The organism is Roseovarius sp. JB2-10, from assembly GCF_055693585.1.
Genome location: NZ_CM146337.1, coordinates 1,668,020 through 1,689,769, shown reverse-complemented (window position 1 = coordinate 1,689,769; position 21,750 = coordinate 1,668,020). Strand labels below are relative to the sequence as shown.

General features: G+C 57.9%; 21 protein-coding genes and 1 pseudogene. 15 read left to right on the top strand and 7 right to left on the bottom strand.

Translation table 11 applies throughout. From position 1 onward, the window contains the following. Positions 1 to 72: 72 nt before the first annotated feature. Positions 73 to 1,338 carry an RsmB/NOP family class I SAM-dependent RNA methyltransferase gene (locus tag ACZ1HJ_RS08365; RefSeq protein ID WP_472721839.1) on the bottom strand — a complete coding sequence of 422 codons (1,266 nt, stop codon included), beginning with the start codon at positions 1,336 to 1,338 and terminating at the stop codon, positions 73 to 75. A gap of 70 nt (positions 1,339 to 1,408) precedes the next feature. On the opposite strand from ACZ1HJ_RS08365, the gene ACZ1HJ_RS08360 reads away from it, so the two are divergent. Further along, complete coding sequence (locus tag ACZ1HJ_RS08360) at positions 1,409 to 1,585, top strand: DUF1674 domain-containing protein (protein WP_472721838.1); 177 nt, start codon at positions 1,409 to 1,411, stop codon at positions 1,583 to 1,585. A 9-nt stretch (positions 1,586 to 1,594) separates the two neighbouring features. Here the strand turns inward: ACZ1HJ_RS08360 and ACZ1HJ_RS08355 are convergent, their stop codons facing one another. Beyond that, positions 1,595 to 2,215, bottom strand: a complete 621-nt coding sequence (locus tag ACZ1HJ_RS08355; RefSeq protein ID WP_472721837.1) for a helix-turn-helix domain-containing protein — start codon at positions 2,213 to 2,215, stop codon at positions 1,595 to 1,597. Between the two features lie 64 nt (positions 2,216 to 2,279). Between ACZ1HJ_RS08355 and ACZ1HJ_RS08350 the strand changes: the two are divergent. The 4 genes and pseudogenes from ACZ1HJ_RS08350 to ACZ1HJ_RS08335 all read left to right on the top strand — a co-directional run bounded on the left by ACZ1HJ_RS08350 (position 2,280) and on the right by ACZ1HJ_RS08335 (position 7,067). Further along, positions 2,280 to 3,796: pseudogene (locus ACZ1HJ_RS08350) on the top strand (class I adenylate-forming enzyme family protein). Next, entirely contained in the window at positions 3,793 to 4,437 is a 645-nt protein-coding gene (locus tag ACZ1HJ_RS08345) for a DsbA family oxidoreductase (RefSeq protein ID WP_472721836.1), read from the top strand. Before ACZ1HJ_RS08350 ends, ACZ1HJ_RS08345 begins: the two are co-directional and overlap by 4 nt. Before the next feature lie 78 nt (positions 4,438 to 4,515). Continuing rightward, positions 4,516 to 5,742, top strand: coding sequence for a multidrug effflux MFS transporter (locus ACZ1HJ_RS08340; protein WP_472721835.1), 1,227 nt, complete (start codon positions 4,516 to 4,518; stop codon positions 5,740 to 5,742). A gap of 110 nt (positions 5,743 to 5,852) precedes the next feature. Then, complete coding sequence (locus ACZ1HJ_RS08335; RefSeq protein ID WP_472721834.1) at positions 5,853 to 7,067, top strand: NADP-dependent isocitrate dehydrogenase; 1,215 nt, start codon at positions 5,853 to 5,855, stop codon at positions 7,065 to 7,067. 69 nt (positions 7,068 to 7,136) lie between these two features. Here the strand turns inward: ACZ1HJ_RS08335 and ACZ1HJ_RS08330 are convergent, their stop codons facing one another. After that, positions 7,137 to 7,343, bottom strand: a complete 207-nt coding sequence (locus ACZ1HJ_RS08330) for a DUF6356 family protein (RefSeq protein ID WP_472721833.1) — start codon at positions 7,341 to 7,343, stop codon at positions 7,137 to 7,139. Positions 7,344 to 7,465: 122 nt separating this feature from the next. Here ACZ1HJ_RS08330 and ACZ1HJ_RS08325 point away from each other — a divergent pair, with 122 nt between their 5' ends. The 4 genes from ACZ1HJ_RS08325 to ACZ1HJ_RS08310 all read left to right on the top strand — a co-directional run bounded on the left by ACZ1HJ_RS08325 (position 7,466) and on the right by ACZ1HJ_RS08310 (position 10,612). Further along, a complete protein-coding gene (locus ACZ1HJ_RS08325) occupies positions 7,466 to 7,942 on the top strand; it encodes an Lrp/AsnC family transcriptional regulator (RefSeq protein ID WP_472721832.1) in 477 nt (158 codons plus the stop codon). Further along, complete coding sequence (locus tag ACZ1HJ_RS08320) at positions 7,939 to 8,913, top strand: alpha/beta fold hydrolase (protein ID WP_472721831.1); 975 nt, start codon at positions 7,939 to 7,941, stop codon at positions 8,911 to 8,913. The genes ACZ1HJ_RS08325 and ACZ1HJ_RS08320 overlap by 4 nt, the downstream gene beginning before the upstream one ends. Before the next feature lie 18 nt (positions 8,914 to 8,931). Then, on the top strand, positions 8,932 to 9,720 hold the full coding sequence (locus ACZ1HJ_RS08315; RefSeq protein WP_472721830.1) for an exodeoxyribonuclease III: 789 nt from the start codon (positions 8,932 to 8,934) through the stop codon (positions 9,718 to 9,720). A 91-nt stretch (positions 9,721 to 9,811) separates the two neighbouring features. Then, positions 9,812 to 10,612: a dockerin type I domain-containing protein gene (locus tag ACZ1HJ_RS08310; RefSeq protein WP_472721829.1), complete on the top strand. Its 801-nt coding sequence runs from the start codon at positions 9,812 to 9,814 to the stop codon at positions 10,610 to 10,612. A gap of 13 nt (positions 10,613 to 10,625) precedes the next feature. Here ACZ1HJ_RS08310 and ACZ1HJ_RS08305 read toward each other — a convergent pair whose 3' ends face one another. Beyond that, positions 10,626 to 12,767 carry a transglycosylase domain-containing protein gene (locus ACZ1HJ_RS08305; protein WP_472721828.1) on the bottom strand — a complete coding sequence of 714 codons (2,142 nt, stop codon included), beginning with the start codon at positions 12,765 to 12,767 and terminating at the stop codon, positions 10,626 to 10,628. Positions 12,768 to 13,025: 258 nt separating this feature from the next. Between ACZ1HJ_RS08305 and ACZ1HJ_RS08300 the strand changes: the two genes are divergently transcribed. The 3 genes from ACZ1HJ_RS08300 (at position 13,026) to ACZ1HJ_RS08290 (ending at position 15,827) form a co-directional block, all read left to right on the top strand. Next, a complete protein-coding gene (locus tag ACZ1HJ_RS08300) occupies positions 13,026 to 13,364 on the top strand; it encodes a P-II family nitrogen regulator (protein WP_472721827.1) in 339 nt (112 codons plus the stop codon). A 25-nt stretch (positions 13,365 to 13,389) separates the two neighbouring features. Beyond that, positions 13,390 to 14,712 carry an ammonium transporter gene (locus ACZ1HJ_RS08295; RefSeq protein ID WP_472721826.1) on the top strand — a complete coding sequence of 441 codons (1,323 nt, stop codon included), beginning with the start codon at positions 13,390 to 13,392 and terminating at the stop codon, positions 14,710 to 14,712. Positions 14,713 to 14,894: 182 nt separating this feature from the next. Further along, positions 14,895 to 15,827, top strand: coding sequence for a pirin family protein (locus tag ACZ1HJ_RS08290; RefSeq protein ID WP_472721825.1), 933 nt, complete (start codon positions 14,895 to 14,897; stop codon positions 15,825 to 15,827). A 61-nt stretch (positions 15,828 to 15,888) separates the two neighbouring features. Here the strand turns inward: ACZ1HJ_RS08290 and ACZ1HJ_RS08285 are convergent, their stop codons facing one another. Together ACZ1HJ_RS08285 and ACZ1HJ_RS08280 are read right to left on the bottom strand one after the other, a co-directional pair. After that, a complete protein-coding gene (locus tag ACZ1HJ_RS08285; protein WP_472721824.1) occupies positions 15,889 to 16,677 on the bottom strand; it encodes a hypothetical protein in 789 nt (262 codons plus the stop codon). A 113-nt stretch (positions 16,678 to 16,790) separates the two neighbouring features. Further along, positions 16,791 to 17,171, bottom strand: coding sequence for a rhodanese-like domain-containing protein (locus ACZ1HJ_RS08280; protein WP_472721823.1), 381 nt, complete (start codon positions 17,169 to 17,171; stop codon positions 16,791 to 16,793). A gap of 113 nt (positions 17,172 to 17,284) precedes the next feature. Here ACZ1HJ_RS08280 and mutL point away from each other — a divergent pair, with 113 nt between their 5' ends. From mutL to ACZ1HJ_RS08265, 3 genes are all read left to right on the top strand, one after another. Continuing rightward, positions 17,285 to 19,135: a DNA mismatch repair endonuclease MutL gene (mutL, locus tag ACZ1HJ_RS08275; protein WP_472721822.1), complete on the top strand. Its 1,851-nt coding sequence runs from the start codon at positions 17,285 to 17,287 to the stop codon at positions 19,133 to 19,135. After that, a complete protein-coding gene (locus ACZ1HJ_RS08270) occupies positions 19,132 to 20,301 on the top strand; it encodes a DNA recombination protein RmuC (protein WP_472721821.1) in 1,170 nt (389 codons plus the stop codon). The genes mutL and ACZ1HJ_RS08270 overlap by 4 nt, the downstream gene beginning before the upstream one ends. A gap of 89 nt (positions 20,302 to 20,390) precedes the next feature. Then, positions 20,391 to 20,840 carry a GNAT family N-acetyltransferase gene (locus ACZ1HJ_RS08265; RefSeq protein ID WP_472721820.1) on the top strand — a complete coding sequence of 150 codons (450 nt, stop codon included), beginning with the start codon at positions 20,391 to 20,393 and terminating at the stop codon, positions 20,838 to 20,840. Positions 20,841 to 20,844: 4 nt separating this feature from the next. Here ACZ1HJ_RS08265 and ACZ1HJ_RS08260 read toward each other — a convergent pair whose 3' ends face one another. Then, complete coding sequence (locus ACZ1HJ_RS08260; protein WP_472721819.1) at positions 20,845 to 21,687, bottom strand: urea carboxylase-associated family protein; 843 nt, start codon at positions 21,685 to 21,687, stop codon at positions 20,845 to 20,847. Between the last annotated feature and the right edge of the window lie 63 nt (positions 21,688 to 21,750).

The window sequence follows — 21,750 nt, the reverse complement described above, 5'->3', positions numbered from 1 at the left end:
GTTATTAGCGCCAGTATACCGTGTGGTTGGCATACGTCACGTAAAGATTAGGACAAGATTTGTGATCGGCGTTTAGTGGCGCAGGCAGGCGATATAGAACCCGTCCATGCCGCCCTCTTCCGGCCAATAGTCCGGGCGCAGGCGCAAACCACCTTCCTCGGTCACCCAGGCTGGATCGACGCCCGGAAGATCAAGTGCCGCGATATCCGTGCGCAACCCATCATGACGTGCCAGAACATCATCCACTTGACATTCCCCTTCATCGGGCAACAGCGAACAGGTGCAATAAACCAAACGCCCACCCGGCTTCAAAAGCGTCAGCGCATGGTCGATCATCTTGGATTGCAGCGTCATAAGCTCGGCAAAATCGGACCCGTCTTTGGCATGGGGCAGATCTGGGTGGCGGCGAATTGTGCCCGTGGCCGAACATGGCGCATCCAGCAGGACCGCATCGTATTGGCCTTCATGTTCCAATGCATCACCCACGATGCATTTTGCGGTAAGCCCGGTGCGCGTCAGGTTCTCGGACACCCGTTTCATGCGTTTTTCACTGAGATCAAGCGCTGTGACGTCCGCACCTGCTGCTGCCAATTGCAACGTTTTACCTCCGGGTGCGGCACACAGATCAAGGATCTTTTCGCCAGGTGCCGGGGACAACACCCAAACCGGCAGGGCCGCGGCCGCATCCTGCACCCACCAGTCGCCGGTCTCAAAACCGGGAAGCGCCGACACCTGACCGGGATCCGTCAAACGGATCGTGCCGGTGGGCATCAACGCACCACCGAGTTTTTCAGCCCAACTGGCGGCATCACCCTTGGCCGTGATGTCCAAGGGCGCGCCAGCGAAATGGACCTTTTCCATCTGATTAACCGGGTTCGCGCCCCACGCGGCCACCAATGGATCACGCAGCCAGGTTGGCAGACGCGGCAAACGCAGGTCTTTCCACGGTTTGCCCGCATCACCCGCCATTTTGCGCAGGACCGCATTGACCAGGCCTTTGAGCTTGGCATGGCGGCGGTCATTGCCTATCAGGCCGACCAGTTCGTTCACTACACCGTGCGCATCGCCGCCCATACACAATTCGACCGTGCCCAATCGCAGGATATTGTGCACGTGTAGGGCGGGCGGTTTGCGCAGTTGACGGTTCAACAACCGATCTGCCCGGTCCAGTCCACGCAATGTGTCATTGGCCAAACGTTGTGCACGCGCGCGATCCGGGGGCGACAGGCGGTCGAGTTTGCCACTTGCAATCAGATCCGACATCAGCCGCCCTTCGCCCAGAACCTGATCGAGCAGGAAGACAGCCGAGCGGCGCGGCGTGTAGTTTGGCGTAGTCATCAGGCATTTTCCTTGGCGGCGGGCTGCGCGCGGCATATATCAGGGGGTGTCAGCCAAAGGAACCCCGACGATGAGCGAAGAAGATCGCGATCTGCCCCCCGAAGCCCTGCGCGCGTTGGCCGAGGCCGAAGAGCGCCGTCGGCAGGCGGACGCGTTGGATTTGCCAAAGGAACTGGGAGGTCGCAAAGGCCCGGAACCTGTCCGGTTCGGGGATTGGGAAAAGAAGGGTATCGCCGTCGATTTCTAGGCGCGCCCGTCAGGTCAGCGACGTGACCCACAGGATGGTCGCATCCTCATCGCTTACCGAAATCGCATTATGTCCCATTGTGGCGTCGTAGTAGGCGCTGTCGCCCCGGCGCATTTCGATCGGTTCATAGAATTCCGTATAGAGCCGGATCACCCCGGTCAGAACGTACAAAAATTCCTCACCATCATGGCGCACCCAGCCGTCAAACTCCTCGATGCTGCGGGCGCGGATGCGGGCACGATAGGGCAGCATTTGCTTTTTCGTGAGGGTTTCACCCAGTAATTCATGCTCGTAGGTGGTGGTTGCCTGATGCGCCCCGGTGCCTGCCTTGGTCACCGACATCCGGCCATTGATCTTGTCGCGCTGCGGCGCGGTAAAGAGCTGAGGCACGGAGATTTCCAAACCCACGGCCAATTTCTTTAACGCGTCATATGTCGGGGACATTTGGCCATTTTCTATCTTGGAAAGCGTTGATCGGGCCAGCCCAGCCTGCGTGGCCGCTTGCTCCAATGTCCATTTGCGCGCCTTACGCAACTCGCGCACCCGCGCGCCCAGATTGAGGGGCTCGGTTTCAGCCGATTTGCCGTTTTCACGGGCCACTCGGATCAGATTACCATGGCTTTGCGTCATGCTTCTTTGTACCGCAGCCCGGCGGCTACTTGCAACCAATGCGCCAGCGCCCTAAGCGTTGGAAATGTTGTCCGAGTTCAATCAAGGCCCCCGCCCGCTTGCCCTGAGCCTTTCAATATGGCGGCGCATGTATTGGGGCGCGCCGATCATGTGCCGGACAAGGTTGCGCTCGAGGTTTTGAGCCTGTCCGGTGCCCAGTCGTGGTCCTACAGCGCGCTTAAATCAGCCGTTTTGGGCACGGCAACCGGACTGCTCGAAACAGGCCTCAACCGCGACGATGTTGTTTTGATGCGGCTTGGGAACACGGTTGAATTCCCGATCGCCTATTTGGCTTGTCTGAGCGTTGGTCTGGTGCCGGTCCCGACCTCTTCGCAACTGACCGAAACCGAAGTGGGCGGGATTATAGAAACCGTGAAACCCGCGGCCATCCTGAAAGGACCCGGCGTCGCCTGTCCTGCCACTGAAATACCAATTCTTGATCAGGACGCGCTGATACAAATGCGGCGCATGCCACCGGCCACCTTTGATATGGGTGATCCCAATCGGCTGGCCTACATCATTTATACTTCTGGCACGTCAGGCAAACCACGAGCCGTCGCCCACGCACACCGGGCGATATGGGCAAGGCAGATGATGTTTGACGGCTGGTATGGGCTGACCCGGGAAGATCGGCTTTTGCATGCGGGCGCGTTCAACTGGACCTACACGTTGGGTACGGGCTTGATGGATCCCTGGACCATCGGGGCAACCGCACTGATTGCAGAGCCGGGAACCGCGCCCGAAGACTTACCGCAGTTGATGCAGCGACATGATGCAACGATTTTTGCCGCGGCACCGGGTGTTTTTCGGAAATTTCTGCGCGGCGATGCCAAGATCAACCTGCCAAAATTGCGCCATGCCTTGTCCGCCGGGGAGAAGATGCCGGAACGCGTGCAAAACGCGTGGATCGGTTCAACCGGCACACAGGTCTATGAAGCGTTTGGCATGTCAGAATGTTCGACCTTCATTTCAGGAAGTGCAGCAAATCCCGCCGCTGATGGCGCAATGGGTCAACCCCAGCCCGGACGACGCGTTGCCATATTGGGACCCGACGGACCTGTTCCGATTGGCGAAGAGGGCAGTATTGCCATTCATCAATCTGATCCGGGCCTGATGCTGGAATATCTGAATGCACCGGAGGAAACCGCCGCGCGGTATGACGGCGCGTGGTTTATAACCGGCGATCAAGGCAGAATGGATGCAGACGGGCAAATCACCTATCTGGGCCGCGCCGACGACATGATGAACGCCGGTGGCTTCCGCGTCTCACCGATCGAGGTCGAAGCGGCCTTGAACGATCACCCGGGGATCACGCAGGCGGCGGTCACCGACATCGAAGTAAAAGAAGATGCACGCGTGATAATGGCCTTCTATACTGGTCCGAACGCCTTGTCGGACGAAGCGCTGCAAGAGCATCTGGCATCGCGGTTGGCTCCCTACAAAACGCCACGCGGTTTCTATCACCTTGAGGTGCTGCCCACCGGGGCCAACGGCAAACTCCTGCGGCGCGCATTGCGTCCGATTTTTGAAAGTCTAAAATGATCAAGCTTGATATCATCTCCGATCCGATTTGCCCGTGGTGCTACATCGGCAAAACACTTTTGGATCAAGCGCTTGCACAACGTCCCAATCATCCCTTTGTGATTGAATGGCATCCATTCCAGCTCAATCCGGACATGCCGCCAGAGGGCATGGACCGCCGCGCGTACCTTGAGGGGAAATTCGGCGGTAAGGAAGGGGCCATCCGTGCCTATGCGCCCGTGCTGGAACGTGCCGAGCAGGCCGGACTGACCATCGATTTTGCTGCCATCAAACGGACACCCAACACCATCAATGCGCATCGCCTGCTCCACTGGGCAGGGATAGAAGAGCGGCAGGATGTTATGGCGATGGCCCTTTTTGCCGCCTATTTCGACGAAGGACGTGATATTGGCGATGCCGAGGTACTGGCCGATATCGCTGATAGTCTCGAAATGGACGGTGCGATGATCCAACGCCTGCTGGAGACAAATTCGGACCTCGAAGACATCCGCGCACGCGATGCACGATTTCGCGAAATGGGCATCACCGGCGTGCCGACCTTTATCGTGAATGGCCAACAGGCTGTACCCGGCTGCCAACCGGCGGAGCTGTGGATCAAAGTGATTGATGAATTGACAGCCAAGGCTGATGAGGCCGGCTGAAACCATCGCAATTCCAACCCAACCTATGCGGCGCTTACGGACGTGCTTTGATCCTCTGGCCGCTAGGGAAACCAGAAAATGACCCAGCCCGCGGCAGACCCGAAACCAAAAATGGGGGTAACTGAATTCATAGCCTTGATGGCGATGATGGGCGGTGTCGTGGCTTATTCGATTGATGCCATGCTCCCGGCTCTGCCAACCATAGGCGCGGATTTATCAGCCGACGACATCAACCGCGCGCAGCTTGTGGTGACGTCGTTTGTTTTGGGCATGGGATTGGGAACCTTTGTCGTCGGCCCCTTGTCAGACGCCTTTGGGCGCAGGCGGGTTATTCTGGTTGGTTCTTTGATCTATGCCTTGGCGGCATTGATGGCCCTGGGGGCGGCATCTCTGGAAGTCCTGATCCTTGCGCGCATCCTGCAGGGCTTGGGTGTGTCCGCCGCACGCATTGTTTCGATGGCCATCATCCGTGATCTCTATGCGGGCCGGGAAATGGCGCGGTTGATGTCATTTGTCATGATGGTGTTCACGCTGATCCCTGCCGTGGCCCCTCTGATTGGCAGCGGCATCATCGCCGTGGCGGGGTGGCGCGGCATTTTTGGCAGTTTCCTGATCTTTGCTGCGATTTTCACCGCATGGATGATGCTACGCCTTCCCGAACCCCTGCCCCGGGAAAAAAGAAGCACTTTCGAGCTGTACACCCTCTGGCAGGCAGCCGTTCAGGTTCTATCGTTTCGGTCTGTTCGCCTGTCGATTGCCGTTCAGACGCTCTGTTTTGCTGTGCTCTTTGGTGCGCTCAGTTCAATCCAACAGATCATGGCCGATACCTATGGCCGCGACGCGCAATTTCCTTATTGGTTTGGGCTGATCGCGCTTCTTGCCGGGGCAACCAGTCTGATGAACGCCGCTCTTGTGATGCGCTTTGGCATGCGGCGTCTGGTAAGCGCCGCGCTGAGTATCGAAATCGTTTTGTGCCTGCTGACGCTTGCCCTGATGCAACTGGCATTAGACCCGAACGCAGGATTTGCGGTGTATTTTCTCTGGCAAGCCAGCCTGTTCGCCATGGTTTCACTAACGCTCGGGAACCTCACATCATTGGCGATGGAGCCACTGGGACACGTTGCGGGCATGGCGGCCAGTCTGATTTCCGGCCTGGCAACGGTAGGATCCGTTGTGCTGGCCGTGCCCATTGGATTGGCCTTTGATGGCACACCGATACCATTGATCATTGGTGTCTTGGCCTGTGCACTCGTGGCGCGGGTTTTGATGGTGCCTCTGGCAACAACAGATCACAGCGATGGATGATCTGGAAAACGTATTTTATGTATACTGTTGCATACCGTCTTTCCTAACCCGTTTGGATAGGCTATGAGGCAGCAGTTTTTCGATTCACCCAGCCGCAAGGGATGCGCTTTATGTCCAAGATCAAGGTAGAAAACCCCGTCGTCGAGCTTGATGGCGACGAGATGACCCGGATCATCTGGGACTTCATCAAGAAGAAACTGATCCTGCCCTATCTGGACGTTGACCTGCTCTATTACGATCTGGGCATCGAAGAGCGCGACCGCACCGAAGATCAGATCACCATTGATGCGGCGGAAAAGATCAAGGAAGTCGGTGTGGGCGTCAAATGCGCAACCATCACGCCCGACGAAGGCCGGGTCGAGGAGTTTGGCCTGAAAAAGATGTGGCGCAGCCCGAACGGGACGATCCGCAACATCCTCGGCGGGGTTGTGTTCCGTGCACCGATCATCTGCAAAAACGTGCCACGGCTTGTGCCCGGCTGGACCCAGCCCATCGTGATCGGCCGCCATGCATATGGTGATCAGTACCGTGCGACGGATATGAAATTTCCCGGACCCGGCACGCTGAGCATGAAATTTGTCGGCGACGACGGCGAAGTGATCGAGCACGAAGTTTTCCAGGCGCCGTCATCCGGTGTCTATATGGGCATGTACAACCTTGATCAGTCGATCATCGATTTCGCCCGTGCCTCGTTCAACTACGGCTTGTCTCTCGGCTGGCCCGTCTATCTTTCGACCAAGAACACCATCCTCAAGCAATATGATGGCCAGTTCATGATCCTGTTCCAGAAAGTTTTTGACGAAGAGTTTGCCGACAAGTTCAAGGCGGCGGGCATCACCTATGAGCACCGTCTGATTGATGACATGGTCGCAAGCGCCATGAAATGGTCCGGCGGCTTTGTCTGGGCCTGCAAAAACTACGATGGCGACGTGCAGTCCGACACCGTGGCGCAAGGCTTCGGCTCACTGGGTCTGATGACCTCGCAGTTGATGACGCCGGATGGCAAGATCGTCGAAGCCGAAGCGGCGCATGGCACGGTGACCCGTCACTATCGCCAGCACCAGAAAGGCGAAGAGACCTCGACCAACTCGATCGCGTCGATCTATGCGTGGACCGGTGGCCTGAAGCACCGCGCCAAACTTGACGGGAATGGTCCGTTGAACAATTTCGCAGAGACACTGGAAAAGGTCATCGTGGACACAGTGGAATCCGGTCACATGACCAAGGATCTGGCTCTGCTGGTCGGCCCGGATCAAGGCTGGCTGACCACCATGGGCTTCCTCGAAAAAGTCGATGAGAACCTGAACAAGGCGCTGGCGGGCTAGGCCGCTACCCCTTGATGAAAACAGAAAACGGAGGCTTTGATCGGCCTCCGTTTTTGCGTTCCAGTACGCTTATTGACCCCGGTTGTGGGTCTTGGCGTACATATCCGCGATCATACGGCTGGCGGTCTTTTCAAACGCGCAGGGAATGATGGCGTGGATGATCGCACAAAACCCGGCGGCAAAGAGCTTGAGACCAAATTTTCCGGCAAAGACCAGATGCTGAGCATAGGTTTCATCAACGCTATGCGGGTGGTCGAGAAAAATACGGTTCATCATTGCGGTGGCCCTTTCCATGAGTGGCGTTTGATTGATAGTACCGCCTGGAAACCGTGAAGATTTCCCAAACATTGGGCGATTTCAATTGATTTTGTGATTTCCTCCCACGATAATCCAGGATCATGAGCGAATTTGACAATATTGATCGAAAATTGTTGACAGAACTGCAGCGCAATGCCGATTTACCGCTGGAAGAGCTAGGTAACCGCGTGGGCCTCTCGCGCAATGCCTGTTGGCGACGCATCCGGGCAATGCAAAGCGATGGCGTGATCCGAGCGCGTGTGGCCCTTCTGGATGCTGCGAAACTTGGCCTGGGGCTTGAGGTTTTCATGCAGATCAAGGCCGCGGCACATGATGCCGGATGGCTCGAGAAATTCGCCCGCGCCACCCGCGCCGCGCCTGAAATCACCGGCGTCTACCGCATGACCGGCGATCTCGATTACCTGATCCGTGCACGCGTCGCGGATATGGCCGATTATGACCGACTCTACCAAACCCTGATTGCGCGTGTGCCGATGGGGGATGTATCGGCCAGCTTCGTGATGGAAGAGATCAAGGACACAACCGAACTTCCCCTCATGCACGCAGGCGCATCATGAAAGGGTTCAAACGCATCCTGATCGCGCTCGTTGTACTCGTCGTGGTGGTCACTCTGGGGTTTCGGGGCGCGGCCATGTTGCGCGAAACACAAACCGCCGCCGAGGCACGGCCCGAGGCAGGGCGGATGATCGCCACCGACAAGGGCGCGATTTACGTGCAGGTTTCCGGACCCGAGGACGGCACGCCGCTGCTTCTCGCCCATGGCACCGCCGCGTGGTCAGGTCTCTGGGCAGAAACAGCCACGGCCCTCGCGGCAGAGGGCTACCGTGTGCTAGCATTTGACATGCCACCTTTTGGATTTTCCGAACGTGACCCGGACGGTGTTTACAGCCGCCAGACACAGGCGCGCCGGATCCTGGCCCTCACAGATGCCCTGCAACTGCGCCCCATTCTCGTTGCGCATTCCTTTGGTGCAGCTCCTGCAACCGAGGCGGTGATGATCGACCAATCGGCCTTTGCCGGGCTCCTGATGATCGACGGCGCTGTGGGGTTGGGCAGTCACGAAACACACAAATCCCTGCCCGCGCCACTCCGCCCAACATGGTTGCGCGAGATCATCGTTTCCCTGACGGGCACCAACCCGCTTCTGACCAAAACCCTTCTTGCCCAGCTTCTTTACATCAAGGAGGCCGCGACGGATGAGGTGGTCGATATCCTGCAACAGCCGATGGTGATCGAAGGGTCGACCGCCGCGTTTTCAGATTGGCTACCTTCGCTTCTGGTGCCACCCCCGGAGGCCCGCAGCACCCGCGCGGAAAATTACCAGACCCTCAGCCTGCCCACACAGTTGATATGGGGTGACAAGGACACCGTGACACCGCCCGAACAGGCCGATACCCTGGCCGCGCTGATCGGCCAAGGACCGCCGCATATGCTGACAGATGTTGGCCATATCCCCCAGATTGAGGCACCGGACGCGTTTCAGGCCCTTCTGTTTTCCGTGCTTTCCGATATGACTGGCAGCAACTGATCCGAGCGGAGCCTGCCCATGTCCTTCACCCTTGCCACCTGGAACATCAATTCCGTCCGTTTGCGCGCGCCGATTGTCTGCAAGCTGCTGAGCGAGGAAGCACCTGATGTGCTCTGCCTGCAGGAATGCAAATCACCGGTCGACAAAATTCCGCTCGACGATTTTGCGGCCCTTGGATACTGCCACATGGTTGCGCGGGGGCAGAAGGGATATAACGGTGTCGCCATCCTGTCGCGCCTGCCGATCACCGAGGTCTGTTCAAAGGACTTCGCAGAACTCGGCCATGCCCGTCACATTGCAGGGCAACTGGAAAACGGTGTCACGATCCACAATTTCTATGTGCCCGCGGGCGGCGATGTGCCGGATCGGGACAAGAACGAAAAGTTCGGTCAGAAACTGGATTACCTGACCGATATGCGCGACTGGTTCCATGCTGAGACCCCGCAAAAATCGATTCTGGTAGGTGATCTGAACATCGCACCGCGCGAAGACGATGTGTGGAGCCACAAGCAACTGCTGAAAGTTGTCAGCCACACGCCGATTGAGGTCGAACATCTGGCCGAAACGCAGGACGCGGGCAAATGGGTCGATGTGACCCGCGCCGACATCCCAGATGGCCAGCTCTATAGCTGGTGGAGTTACCGCGCCCGGGATTGGGATGCGGCCGACAAAGGGCGCAGGCTGGATCATGTCTGGGCCACGCCAGATATCTCTGGGGCGGCCCATTCATCGCGTGTCCACCGGGATGCACGCGGCTGGGAAAAACCGTCCGATCACGCCCCAGTTTTTGCCACATTTGATTTGTAAAACAATCGCGCTCTGACCTCGTTTCTCGGGGTTTGGAGCGAATGCGCGCGGCATTTACGCGTGCTGTTGTTGATACAAGGACAAGACCGTCATGAAGCATGTTTTCTCGGCCGTGATCGGTGCCATGATACTCGCTCCAGCGTTGACCGCGCCAGTTTCGGCCCAGGACGCAGATGAACAAACGATGCGCGTCACAACCCACCTTGCGGCGCTGGCCCGTGGACAAAACGCGCAATCCCCCGGGCCCGAACTGATTGACATAGTACGTGACATTTACTTCCGCGCCGATGTCGACAACTCCGGAAGCATAACTGCTGAGGATGCGTTGTTGCGGGAACGGCTGGCCGTTGTGCAGCGGCGCAAGAGCTCATTTTCTTACTGGGCCGCCCATGATGTCGATGGCGATGGCTCCGTGACGATTGAGGAAATTCACCAGACCTACCTGCCCGACGCGCGCGGCGGTTTATTGGCGTATGGCGCGGCTGTAGAGAGCATTGATCCGTCTGTCATCGAGCAAAAACTGGCTGACAAAGTCGAGAACCGTCTAGAAGGGTTACATGACCTCGACAATGACGGTGTTTTCAGCTTCGAAGAACTGGTTGCGGGGGCCACCGCTGAATATCCCGCGGATCGCAATACTATCGGCGCGCGTCTACGTGAACACGGCAGCGGCTGGGGCGGGCCACTCTGGGTCATGCCGATCTTCGACCAAAATACCGATGGCGCGGTCAGTCAGGACGAATTCCTGACACCCTATGCGCAAGTAATAGCATCGTTCGACACGGACGGCGATGGACGGTTTTCAGCTGAGGAGACTGAACCATTGAAAGAGGTTGCAGGTCAGTACCGAAAACGCCTCAAGGACATGCCGCTCGAGCAATGGCTGCGGTAACGCAGCCACCCGGTCACCGGTTCACCCCAAAGAGATCACGCAAGATGTTTTCGATGGCGTTGCCGCGCTGACGCCGTTGACGATTGTCACGCGGGGCAACCTGCTGCGTCGGTGCCGGGCGCGCCATGGGCAACGCATTTACGGGAGTGCCCTCGTGAACCCGCGTCATCGTTTCGTGCCAGATTTCCGCTGGAAGTCCGCTGCCAGTGACGCCCGTGAGCGGTGTGTTGTCGTCGTATCCCATCCACACACCGGTGACGTAATCGGCCGTGAAGCCCAAAAACCATGCGTCGCGGGCGGCTTGGGTTGTGCCGGTTTTCCCCGCGGCCTCCCGGCCGGGCAGCTTGGCGCGCCGGCCAGTTCCGTTTTCAACCACGCGTGACATCATCCAGGTCAGCTCACGGGCGGCATCTTGTTGAATGACACGTTCTCCGATGCCGCCGCTGACGCCCATCATCGCGGTATCATCACCCAGAAGACGCAGTTCCGTCAGACCGTAAGGTGTAACCGATGAGCCGCCATTCAGAATGCCCGCATACGCGCCTGACATCTCGAGCAGCGTGCTTTCCGATGCACCAAGTGCCAGCGCAGGCCCGTCCGCCAGCTTGTTGTCGATGCCAAAGCCGGTTGCGACATCGCGCACCAGATTACGGCCCACGCTTTCGCTGACCTTCACCGCCGGAATGTTCAGCGATTGACGCAGTGACTGGTTAAGGGTGACACGTCCGCGATATTTCTTGTCATAGTTTTCCGGACACCAGCGACCTGATCCGGCGATATCAAGACAGTAAGGTTCGTCCATAACCACCGAGTCCCAATTGTACCCCAACTCCAGCGCCGTGGCGTAAACAAATGGTTTGAACGCCGATCCGGTCTGACGTTTGGCCTGTGTCGCGCGGTTAAACGCGCCCACCACCTTGGTATCACGCCCGCCCACCATCGCGCGCACGGCGCCGTCGGCGGACATCACCACGATGGCGGCCTGCGCCTTGGAGCCTTCGCGCACCTTGTTCTCAAAAATGAAAGCCAACGCATCTTCTGCCGCTTTTTGAATGCGTTGGTCCAGAGTCGTTCGGATGATCACATCCTCGGTCGTGTCACGGGTAAAGAATTCGGGCCCGCTATCCATCACCCAATCCGCGAAATAGCCACCAGTCTGTGCGTTGGCCGCTTTGGACAGTGTTGCCGGATTGGCCTGTGCGTCGCGCATCTCTTTGGGCGTCAGGTACCCCTGTTCCTGCATCAGGCGCAGTATGGTTGCCGCGCGGTCCTGCGAGCGTTTCAGATTGCTGGTCGGGGCAAGCGATGATGGTGCCGTCAACAGGCCAGCCAGCATCGCCGCCTCTGCTGCGCCAATCTGGGCGGATGATTTGCCAAAGTAGCGCTGTGATGCCGCCTCAGCCCCATACGCACCACCTCCCATGTAGGCGCGGTTCAGATAGATCGAGAGGATCTGATCCTTGGTATATTTCGCCTCCATCGCCAAGGCATAAACTGCCTCTTTGATCTTGCGTGACATCGACCCGCGGCGGCAGTCGTTTACATAAGCCGCCTCGTCCTTCCACTGTGTCGCGTCAAACTCAACGCCGAGGCAGAGCAATTTGGCCGTCTGTTGGGTGATGGTTGACCCGCCATGGCCGCTCAGCGGACCGCGCCCCTCACTTAAATTGATGCGCACGGCACTGGCCACGCCGCGTGGGCTAATTCCGAAATGGCGGTAAAACCGTTTGTCCTCCGTGGCGACAACGGCGTTTTTCAGATGCTTGCTGACGGTCTTGGCGTTCACTTCCCCACCAAACTGGTCCCCGCGCCAGGCAAACACCTCGCCCTCGCGATCCAGCAGGGTAACGGACCCCCGCGCCCGTCCATCCAACAACTGCGTAACATCGGGCAGCGACAGATACACATACCCGACAGCCAGCCCAACGATGACAGTCACCACAGCCGTGATCCGCCACGTGAACCACCAGACAACCCGCATGATCCACCGGAATATGCGAATGAAAAACGCCGCAATCGGGTTGCGTTTGCGCGCAGGTGCACGCCGCTTGCGTTTGGACGCAGGCTTGCGCTTTGCCGCTGCGGACTTCGATTTGGGCTTTTTATACCGCTTATCGGCCACCAAAGGGGGCCGTTTGCCACCAGATTTACTCATGCTCGTCCTGCCCGGACCCGTTTGTTTTCGCCACTCTATATCGCACGACTTCAAATGTAGACCCCTGGTCGATACCTGTGATCGCTTTTTGCATTGTCTATTTTTTAAGCATTTCAAAATTTTTGCACAATTTATGTGCAGCGCCTTCGCAAAATCTGCTCAGCCCAGCGGCTCAAACTTTCGCTGCGCCGCAGAATCAATTCTCTTTCCTCCAGTCATAGGGACACGTCTCAAAAGCAGACAATAAAGGGGAATAGGGTGAAACTGATCATTGCGACCATCAAACCTTTCAAGCTTGATGAAGTCCGCGAGGCGCTGACAGGGATCGGCGTGCAAGGGATGATGGTAACCGAAATCAAGGGTTTCGGCACACAATCAGGCCATACTGAAATCTACCGCGGCGCCGAATACGCCGTCAACTTTGTACCAAAAATCAAACTGGAAATCGCGGTGACATCGGCCATGGCTGATCAGGTAACCGACGCCATTTCCAAGACCGCCCACACCGGCAAAATCGGTGATGGCAAGATTTTTGTACTCGATCTTCAGCAAGCCATTCGAGTGCGCACCGGTGAGACCGATGCAGACGCGCTCTGAACCGAAACTTTACAGGAGAAAAGACATGCAAACCCTGACAAAACTGGGCCTTGCCACGGCGCTGATTGCGCTGCCCAATCTGGGCCTGGCGCAAGAGGCCGACACAACGCCGACCAATGCCGATATCGGCTTTATTTTCACGACCTTCATGTTTCTGGTATCAGGCTTCCTTGTGTTTTTCATGGCAGCTGGTTTCGCCATGCTGGAAGCGGGTCTTGTACGCGGTAAGAACGTGACCATGCAGTTGACGAAAAACATGGCGCTCTTTTCGCTCGCATCAATCTTCTACTACATCCTCGGCTACAACCTGATGTATCCGGGCGACGGGTGGTCGATCGATGGCATGCTGGGTGCGTTCTCAATCACCTCGCTTGAGCCAGTTGGTCTCGAAGGCGCAGAACCTGACCTTACATATGCCTCCGTCGGTTCTGACTTTTTCTTCCAGCTGATGTTCTGTGCTGCCACCGCATCCATCGTATCCGGTGCCGTGGCCGAGCGGATCAAACTCTGGCCTTTCCTGGTCTTTGTGATCGTGCTGACCGCGGTAATCTATCCGGTTCAGGCCAGCTGGAAATGGGGCGGTGGCTTCCTTGATGCCATGGGTTTCCAAGACTTCGCAGGCTCAACCGTTGTGCACTCCGTAGGTGGCTGGGCCGCATTGATGGGTGCCATCATCCTCGGGCCTCGTCTGGGTAAATACAAAGACGGACGTGTCAATCCGATGCCCGGCTCAAATCTTGCACTTGCCACATTGGGGACGTTCATCCTGTGGCTGGGTTGGTTTGGGTTCAATGGCGGCTCACAGCTTTACATGGACACCGCTGGCAACGTCGCGGATATCAGCCGCATCTTCTCCAACACCAACACGGCTGCGGCTTCTGGTGCAGTGGTTGCGTTGATCATGACACAGCTGATGTACAAGAAACCCGACCTGACAATGATCCTGAACGGCGCATTGGCGGGCCTTGTTTCAATCACCGCAGAACCTCTCACACCCTCTTTGATCCAGGCCACTCTGATCGGCGGTGTTGGCGGCGCGATTGTGGTCTTCACCGTCCCAATGCTTGATAAGTTTAAGATCGACGACGTGGTTGGCGCCATCCCGGTTCACCTCTTTGCAGGCATCTGGGGCACAATCGCCGTCTGCTTCACCAATGATGCTGCCAGCATCGGCACGCAGCTCTATGCAATCGTCGTAGTCGGTGTGTTTGTCTCTCTGGCATCGGCTCTGGTCTGGTTCCTGCTCAAGGCCACAATGGGCCTGCGGGTTGATGAAGAAGCTGAGATTAACGGCCTCGACACAACCGAATTGGGGATGGAAGCGTATCCTGAGTTTTCGACCACCTGACACTTCCTGATCAGGACAGTTGAAATATCTAGCCCGGGCGTTCGCGCCCGGGTTTTTTATTTGGCGCAACGGTGCGGTTGGTTTGCTGTTCTGCACAATGTCTGTGCACGCTCTGGGATAGGTCGCACCTGCCTGAAATGCTATCTAGTATCTCAACCACGACATTTCGTCAGGAGGCGATCATGAGCTGGAACCCCACACTTGAGCCACGCTGCCCGGATGCGGGCAATCTGGATGACATCAAGACCATGATCGTGCCCCGTGCGCGGGATATCGGCGGTTTCGAAGTCCGACGTGCCCTGCCTGCCCCCGAGCGTCAGATGGTGGGCCCGTTCGTCTTTTTCGATCAAATGGGGCCCGCAGAATTTTTGACCGGCCAGGGCATTGATGTGCGCCCGCATCCTCATATTGGCCTGGGCACGGTTACATATTTGTATGATGGCGAGTTTGAGCATCGCGACAGTTTAGGCACGCATCAGATGATCTATCCAGGTGAGGTCAATTGGATGGTTGCAGGCCACGGTGTGACCCATTCCGAGCGCACCAGCAAAGCTACACGCACCGGGCAGAGTAAGCTCTTTGGCATCCAGACCTGGGTGGCCCTTCCCGAGGTGGCGGAGGACAACCCCGCCAGTTTCGAGCATCACGGCGCAGGCGCCTTACCGTATCTGGAGAGCGAAGGTACAAAGCTTCGCCTGATCATGGGGCGGGGTTGGGGAGAGCGCGCACCTGTCAGCACGTTCACCGACATGTTTTACGCCGATGTGGTGCTGGAAGCCGGCGCCATGCTGCCGCTGCCGGAGGACCATGAAGATCGCGGCGTTTACATCACGGGCGGCTCGGTCGAGATTGCCGGCGAAGTGTTTGAGGCGGGCCGGATGATGGTCTTCCGCCCGGGCGATGCGATCACCCTCAAAGCAGGAGAGCAAGGCGCGCGGCTGATGGCCCTGGGCGGAGAAACCCTGAACGGTCCGCGGTATGTGTGGTGGAATTTTGTGGCCTCAAACCAGGAAAAAATCGAGGCGGCCAAAGAGGCATGGGCCGCAGGCGACTGGGCAGATGGACGGTTCCAATTGCCCCCCTGCGATGATCATGAATTCATTCCGCTGCCGTGATATAGGAATGTCTGTTATGCGGGACGAAGCTGCCGTTGCTTGTCTCGCCTGGGATGTCTGCTTACGCGAACCCCAGAGGTCCAAAAGGTATCTTGCCGGCCGATCTAAGGGATTGGGCGAGTTCTTCTGCAAACCTATGAGCAAATACCTCGCGTTCAGAGGTCGGTCTCGAAAAATAGAGGTCAGCAGCAATGTCCTGGTCAGGATCGAGTGCCGTTCGCTCATTAAGGACTTTTTGGTGGTAGTCAGCTAAATGCCCAAGCTCGTGCGGAAGTGTGCGGTACAATTTTGTGTTTCGCACGGCATCTTCGGTAAGTTTCGCCACGAAATGCCGCTTGGTTTCCCGGAAAGAGTATCCGTCACGGATGAGACGCTCATACTCGGCCCGATCCTCTAGACTCATGCTTTTGGTTCTTTTTAGAAAAGCACCCAACTCTTGCGCTTCTAACACAATTGCTGTGCCTTGATGCTTTCCAAACTCGGCAACGTAAAGAAATCGACCCCAAACCGGAAATCGCTGTCGCTGTTTTCGAGTAGGTTGTCGGAACGCAACAATATCTGGCAGAGCGGGAACCATTTCCGCCGCCGATGATAACAACCTTTTGACATCTTCAGGAGAGCAACCGTAAGTGAAGCCTTCATGTGGCTCCTCATATAGCACCTTCAATTGGAAACTATTGACGGTTACTTCTTCTACTTGAGGAAGCTCAATGCGTTCATAGTACAGTGAGCAGTTTCCATGCTTGTCGAGCCAGCTTTCTGGAATTCGCATATCGTTCGACTTCGAATAGCCCGCGCTTTTTGTACCGATATTCCTGTTACGCCGTTCTGGCCTCCAGACACCATTCAAAAATGCCCCTCCGTTTTCAATGAGCAGACGTTAGTATGAGGCGCAGCATTTTGCAATTTGGGCGCAAAGCGGTCATAAGGTCACACGCCTTAACTGTCCGGAACTCACCCCACCTATCCCGCATTCACGCGTTGCGGCGCGCCTGTGGCCATGTTGATCGTCAGGAATGGCTGCTTGGCGGCCTTCCACGCGCCAAATCCGCCACCAAGATGCGCCACTCGGGTGATCCCCGCAGCAATGCAGGCCCGCGCCACTTTCTCGGACCGAACCCCGCCCGCACAGTGAAACACGATCTGTTTGTCCGACTGTCCCGGCAGCTTTTCAGCATGAAAAAACGACATGGGAGACAACAGTGCCCCTTCGATGTGTTCCATTCCGTATTCCTGAATGGTGCGCACGTCGATCAGCACGATCTCATTGCGCGCCCAGGCGGCTGCAACCTCTTCCACGTCCCAGGTTTCCAAAACCGCGCCGTCTATGGTTTCGCTCTGCATATCCGCCTCATTTCATTGCCAATTCATGTGGGCCGCAGCCTAGCGCAATCGGGTGCGCCTCGCCACTGTTATCCAGTTCCCGAATCGTGCGAATTCATGCTAAGTGTTGTGGCATGGCCCAATCCGCCCCCAATATAAGCGAAAAACAACCCGTTATTCGCCAACTCGACGACGCTGCGATCAACCGCATCGCGGCGGGCGAAGTGGTGGAACGGCCAGCCTCTGCGGTCAAGGAACTCGTTGAAAACGCGCTGGATGCGGGTGCGACGCGCATCGACATTGCCTATGCGGACGGCGGCAAGACCCTGATCCGGGTGACGGATGATGGGTGCGGCATTGCCCCTGGTGATTTGCCGCTCGCACTATCGCGCCACGCCACATCGAAAATCGACGGTAGCGACCTTCTCAATATCCACACTTTCGGCTTCAGGGGCGAGGCTTTGCCCTCCCTGGGTGCCGTGGGGCGTCTGACGCTGGCGTCGCGGGCTGCAGGGCATGATGCGGCCGAAATCACCGTCATCGGTGGGCAGGTCGGCGCCGTCAAACCGGCTGCGCTGAACGCAGGCACCATCGTAACCCTGCGCGACCTCTTTTATGCCACCCCGGCCCGGTTGAAATTCATGCGCACCGACCGGGCAGAGGCACAGGCGATCAGCGACACGATCAAGCGCCTTGCCATGGCAGAACCCTTTGTGGGTTTTACACTGCGCGACATGTCTGGTGGCGGTGAGGGGCGCATCACGTTTCGAGCCGATGCTGAAACCGGAGATCTCTTTGGCGCACTTCATGGCCGTCTGGCGCGCATCCTGGGCACGGATTTTGCCGATAACGCGCTGAAAATCGACGCCATGCGCGAAGGCCTGCACATGACCGGGTATGCCGCACTGCCCACCTATTCGCGCGGGTCCTCCGTGGCGCAGTATCTTTTCGTGAACGGACGCCCGGTGCGGGACAAGATGCTCTACGGCGCGTTGCGCGCGGCGTATCATGATTTCCTCAGCCGGGATCGCCATCCGGCGGCGGCGCTCTTTATCGACTGTGATCCGACGCTCGTGGATGTAAACGTACACCCTGCCAAATCCGAAGTGCGGTTTCGCGATCCCGGATTGGCGCGCGGGCTGATCGTTTCTGGTCTGCGTCATGCCTTGGCCGAGGCCGGACATCGCGCCTCATCCACCGTCGCGAATGCAACATTGGGCGCGTTCCGTACTGAGCCAACAGGTCCGCGCGTCTACCAAATGGACCGCCCTGCCCCGCAAGGCCATGCGCCCCGCACCCCGATGGCCGCCACCGGGTTTGCAGATATGCAGGGCGATTACAGCGCGCGCGTCGAACCTGTTGTGACCGAAAGCATCGACGCGCCAATGGCCGATGCGCCACAGGACCATCCTCTGGGTGCGGCCCGCGCGCAGGTCCATGAAACCTACATCATTGCGCAGACAGCCGATGGGATGGTCATCATTGATCAACACGCCGCCCATGAACGGCTGGTCTACGAAAAACTCAAAACCCAGATGGCGGATCGCGGCGTCGCGTCCCAGGCTCTTCTCATCCCCGAGATCGTTGACCTGTCCGAAAGCGACGCCGCCCGCCTGTTGGAGATGGCCGAGGACCTTGCCACATTGGGGCTGGTGATCGAACCTTTCGGCCCGGGCAGCATCGCCGTGCGCGAAACGCCCGCAATCCTAGGGCAAATTGATGCGCGCGCCATGGTCCGCGATATTCTGGATGAACTGGCCGATCAGGGCGACAGCACCACCGTTCGTACCCGGATCGAGGCGATCCTGAGCCGGGTGGCCTGTCACGGCTCAATCCGGTCGGGGCGCCGGATGCAGGCCGAAGAAATGAACGCGCTCCTGCGCGAGATGGAGGCCACGCCCCATTCCGGCCAATGCAATCACGGGCGGCCTACTTATGTGGAACTCAAGCTCGCCGATATCGAGCGGCTGTTTGGGCGCACATGATCCAGATTGGCCCCTACAGCTTTGATCTCAATGATCCGCTGACGCTGGCGGCGTTTATCGGTGCTGGTGCGCTCCTCTTGATTTTGATCCTCCTGATCATGGCGGTCCGAGCGGCGGGCAAATCGGCGCGCATGGCGGAGCCGTTGGCCCAGCAACTGACCCAGATGGGCAACCGTGTACAAGAGCTGGGAAATGGGCAACAACAACTGGCCGGGGGTCTCAACCACGTGTCCGAGGCGCAGGCCGCCGCCCAGACCAACATGCTGCAACTGATGGAACAACGCCTGAGCCAGGTGTCGACCCAGATGAATGAAAACCTGCAAGGCTCGGCCCGGCGCACCGCGCAATCCCTGGGGGATTTGCAGCAACGCCTGGTGGCCATCGACAAGGCCCAGGACAATATCACCAAGCTGTCGGGCGATGTGTTGACGCTTCAGGATATTCTATCGAATAAGCAGACGCGGGGGGCGTTTGGCGAAATCCAGCTGACGGACATCGTGTCCAAGGCGCTGCCATCGGACAGCTATGCTATGCAGCACACGCTTTCCAACGGCAAACGCGCTGATTGCCTCATCCACCTGCCCAACCCGCCGGGTCCGATATGTATCGACAGTAAATTCCCGCTGGAAGCCTATGAGGCCCTGCGTAACGCCAGCAACGACTGGGAAGTGAACGAGGCCGCCAAGTTCCTGCGCACGTCCGTCAAAAAGCACATCAAGGACATCTCCGACAAATACATTCTAGATGGAGAGACCGCCGATGGTGCGCTGATGTTCTTGCCGTCTGAGGCGGTCTATGCCGAACTTCATGCCAATTTTCCCGAACTCGTGCGCGAGGGGTTCGCCGCGCGGGTCTGGATCGTCTCACCCACCACCTGCATGGCCACGCTCAATACCATGCGCGCGATCCTCAAGGATGCACGGATGCGCGAACAGGCCGGCGCCATACGGCGTGAGCTGGGCTTGCTCTTTGGTGATGTCGAACGGCTGAGCACGCGGGTGGAAAATCTTGACCGTCATTTCGGCCAGGCCTCCAAGGACATTGCCGACATCAAGATCAGCGCCGACAAGGCCGGGCGGCGCGCCAAGCGGCTTGATAATTTCGACTTCGAGGAACTGGCGCCAGAGACCGATCCGACGATTGTGCAACTGGCCAAAGACAAATAGCGATTGGGCTCAGCTTTGCCTTGGTTTCCGGATGGGTTCTGCCATAGGCTCTGGCGCACCAATCACTTGCTTCCAAGGCCGTTCTCCTCATGTCAGATCACATTGCCATCCGCCCCATCGAAACAGCCGATAAATCCCAATGGCGCCCGCTTTGGACGGCCTATCTAGAGTTTTACAACAGCAGCGTATCGGAAGCGGTCTATGATGCGACTTTCGAAAGGCTCTGTTCGCATAAACACCCGAACCAAAAGGCTTTTGTAGCGGTCAAAGGCGGCGATCTGGTGGGGTTGGTGCACTACATCTACCACGCCCATAACTGGCGGTTGGACGATGTGTGCTATCTGCAGGATCTCTATGCTGACCCGTCCGTACGGGGCACCGGTGTGGGCCGAAAACTGATCGAGGCGGTTTATGCCGCCGCCGATACGGATGGGTGCCCGTCGGTTTACTGGCTGACGCAGGATTTCAACGAAGAAGCCCGCAAGCTCTATGACCGGATTGCGACGCTGACGCCCTTCATCAAATACGCGCGGTCTTGATGTTTCAGTCAGCGTGTTGGCGGTTGTAGCCATTGGGCGGCGGACTCTGCCACCCGTCCAGCGCGGCATCTGATGGTGCGAATATTTCGACCAGCAGCGGATGACAGGAAGCCTCATCACTTGAATGCTCGCTTGAGCAATCACCGCCGGGACAAGCGGACAAGCCCCCCAAAAGGTCGATCTCAGCAAAAAACTCAAGGTAGTCACCGGGGCGCACCGGGCTGGCCTTCATGAAATACTGGCCGGTGTCGCGGGTAAAACCGGTGCACATGAACACGTTCAGGACGTCGTGCACATGTGGCTCAGCTTCGGCATAGGTTAGGCCCGTTTCATCCGCCAGTGCCCGGATCAGGTTGGAATGGCAGCAATGGTGATACTGCGTGCCACTGAGCAGATTGCCGGTATAGGGATCACAGCGCGTTCCGATCACGTCATGCACCGACCCGCCATATTGGTCGATCCCATACCAGCCAAGCGTATCCGCTGTGATCGTGGCCATCGGCCGGAGCGTTGGAAAGGATGACCACATCCGCTCACCGGTGGTCAGGTGCGTGCCATGCAACGCCCGGGATTTGCCGGAGTAGAACCGCTCGGACGGGTCATTGGCGTTCCACAGGTTCAGATCACCCACCTGCGGCCCCTCAACCGACGAAATGCGGAAAAAATGCCCGGCGGGAACGCGAAAACACGCCGCTTCGCGCGCAGGGACCAAAACCTCACCCGTCTTTTCAGCACTGTCGCGCGCCTTGGCATAAAGCGCCAGATCGGGCTCCGGCAACGTGTCATTGGGGTAGCAGATCACCGGCTTGATGGCGCGGCGGGCATCGGCATCAATAGGGGTCTTCATGGGCGCATCCTCGGCTTGGTCGGCCAGAGTGTAGCGCCCAAAATGCCGGGGTGAAACCGCCGA

Excerpts from the sequence above, each read along its gene's own strand:
- ACZ1HJ_RS08365 (WP_472721839.1), bottom strand. The coding sequence starts at position 1,338 with ATGACTACGCCAAACTACACGCCGCGCCGCTCGGCTGTCTTCCTGCTC.
- ACZ1HJ_RS08360 (WP_472721838.1), top strand. The coding sequence starts at position 1,409 with ATGAGCGAAGAAGATCGCGATCTGCCCCCCGAAGCCCTGCGCGCGTTG.
- ACZ1HJ_RS08355 (WP_472721837.1), bottom strand. The coding sequence starts at position 2,215 with ATGACGCAAAGCCATGGTAATCTGATCCGAGTGGCCCGTGAAAACGGC.
- ACZ1HJ_RS08345 (WP_472721836.1), top strand. The coding sequence starts at position 3,793 with ATGATCAAGCTTGATATCATCTCCGATCCGATTTGCCCGTGGTGCTAC.
- ACZ1HJ_RS08340 (WP_472721835.1), top strand. The coding sequence starts at position 4,516 with ATGACCCAGCCCGCGGCAGACCCGAAACCAAAAATGGGGGTAACTGAA.
- ACZ1HJ_RS08335 (WP_472721834.1), top strand. The coding sequence starts at position 5,853 with ATGTCCAAGATCAAGGTAGAAAACCCCGTCGTCGAGCTTGATGGCGAC.
- ACZ1HJ_RS08330 (WP_472721833.1), bottom strand. The coding sequence starts at position 7,343 with ATGATGAACCGTATTTTTCTCGACCACCCGCATAGCGTTGATGAAACC.
- ACZ1HJ_RS08325 (WP_472721832.1), top strand. The coding sequence starts at position 7,466 with ATGAGCGAATTTGACAATATTGATCGAAAATTGTTGACAGAACTGCAG.
- ACZ1HJ_RS08320 (WP_472721831.1), top strand. The coding sequence starts at position 7,939 with ATGAAAGGGTTCAAACGCATCCTGATCGCGCTCGTTGTACTCGTCGTG.
- ACZ1HJ_RS08315 (WP_472721830.1), top strand. The coding sequence starts at position 8,932 with ATGTCCTTCACCCTTGCCACCTGGAACATCAATTCCGTCCGTTTGCGC.
- ACZ1HJ_RS08310 (WP_472721829.1), top strand. The coding sequence starts at position 9,812 with ATGAAGCATGTTTTCTCGGCCGTGATCGGTGCCATGATACTCGCTCCA.
- ACZ1HJ_RS08305 (WP_472721828.1), bottom strand. The coding sequence starts at position 12,767 with ATGAGTAAATCTGGTGGCAAACGGCCCCCTTTGGTGGCCGATAAGCGG.
- ACZ1HJ_RS08295 (WP_472721826.1), top strand. The coding sequence starts at position 13,390 with ATGCAAACCCTGACAAAACTGGGCCTTGCCACGGCGCTGATTGCGCTG.
- ACZ1HJ_RS08290 (WP_472721825.1), top strand. The coding sequence starts at position 14,895 with ATGAGCTGGAACCCCACACTTGAGCCACGCTGCCCGGATGCGGGCAAT.
- ACZ1HJ_RS08280 (WP_472721823.1), bottom strand. The coding sequence starts at position 17,171 with ATGCAGAGCGAAACCATAGACGGCGCGGTTTTGGAAACCTGGGACGTG.
- mutL (WP_472721822.1), top strand. The coding sequence starts at position 17,285 with ATGGCCCAATCCGCCCCCAATATAAGCGAAAAACAACCCGTTATTCGC.
- ACZ1HJ_RS08270 (WP_472721821.1), top strand. The coding sequence starts at position 19,132 with ATGATCCAGATTGGCCCCTACAGCTTTGATCTCAATGATCCGCTGACG.
- ACZ1HJ_RS08265 (WP_472721820.1), top strand. The coding sequence starts at position 20,391 with ATGTCAGATCACATTGCCATCCGCCCCATCGAAACAGCCGATAAATCC.
- ACZ1HJ_RS08260 (WP_472721819.1), bottom strand. The coding sequence starts at position 21,687 with ATGAAGACCCCTATTGATGCCGATGCCCGCCGCGCCATCAAGCCGGTG.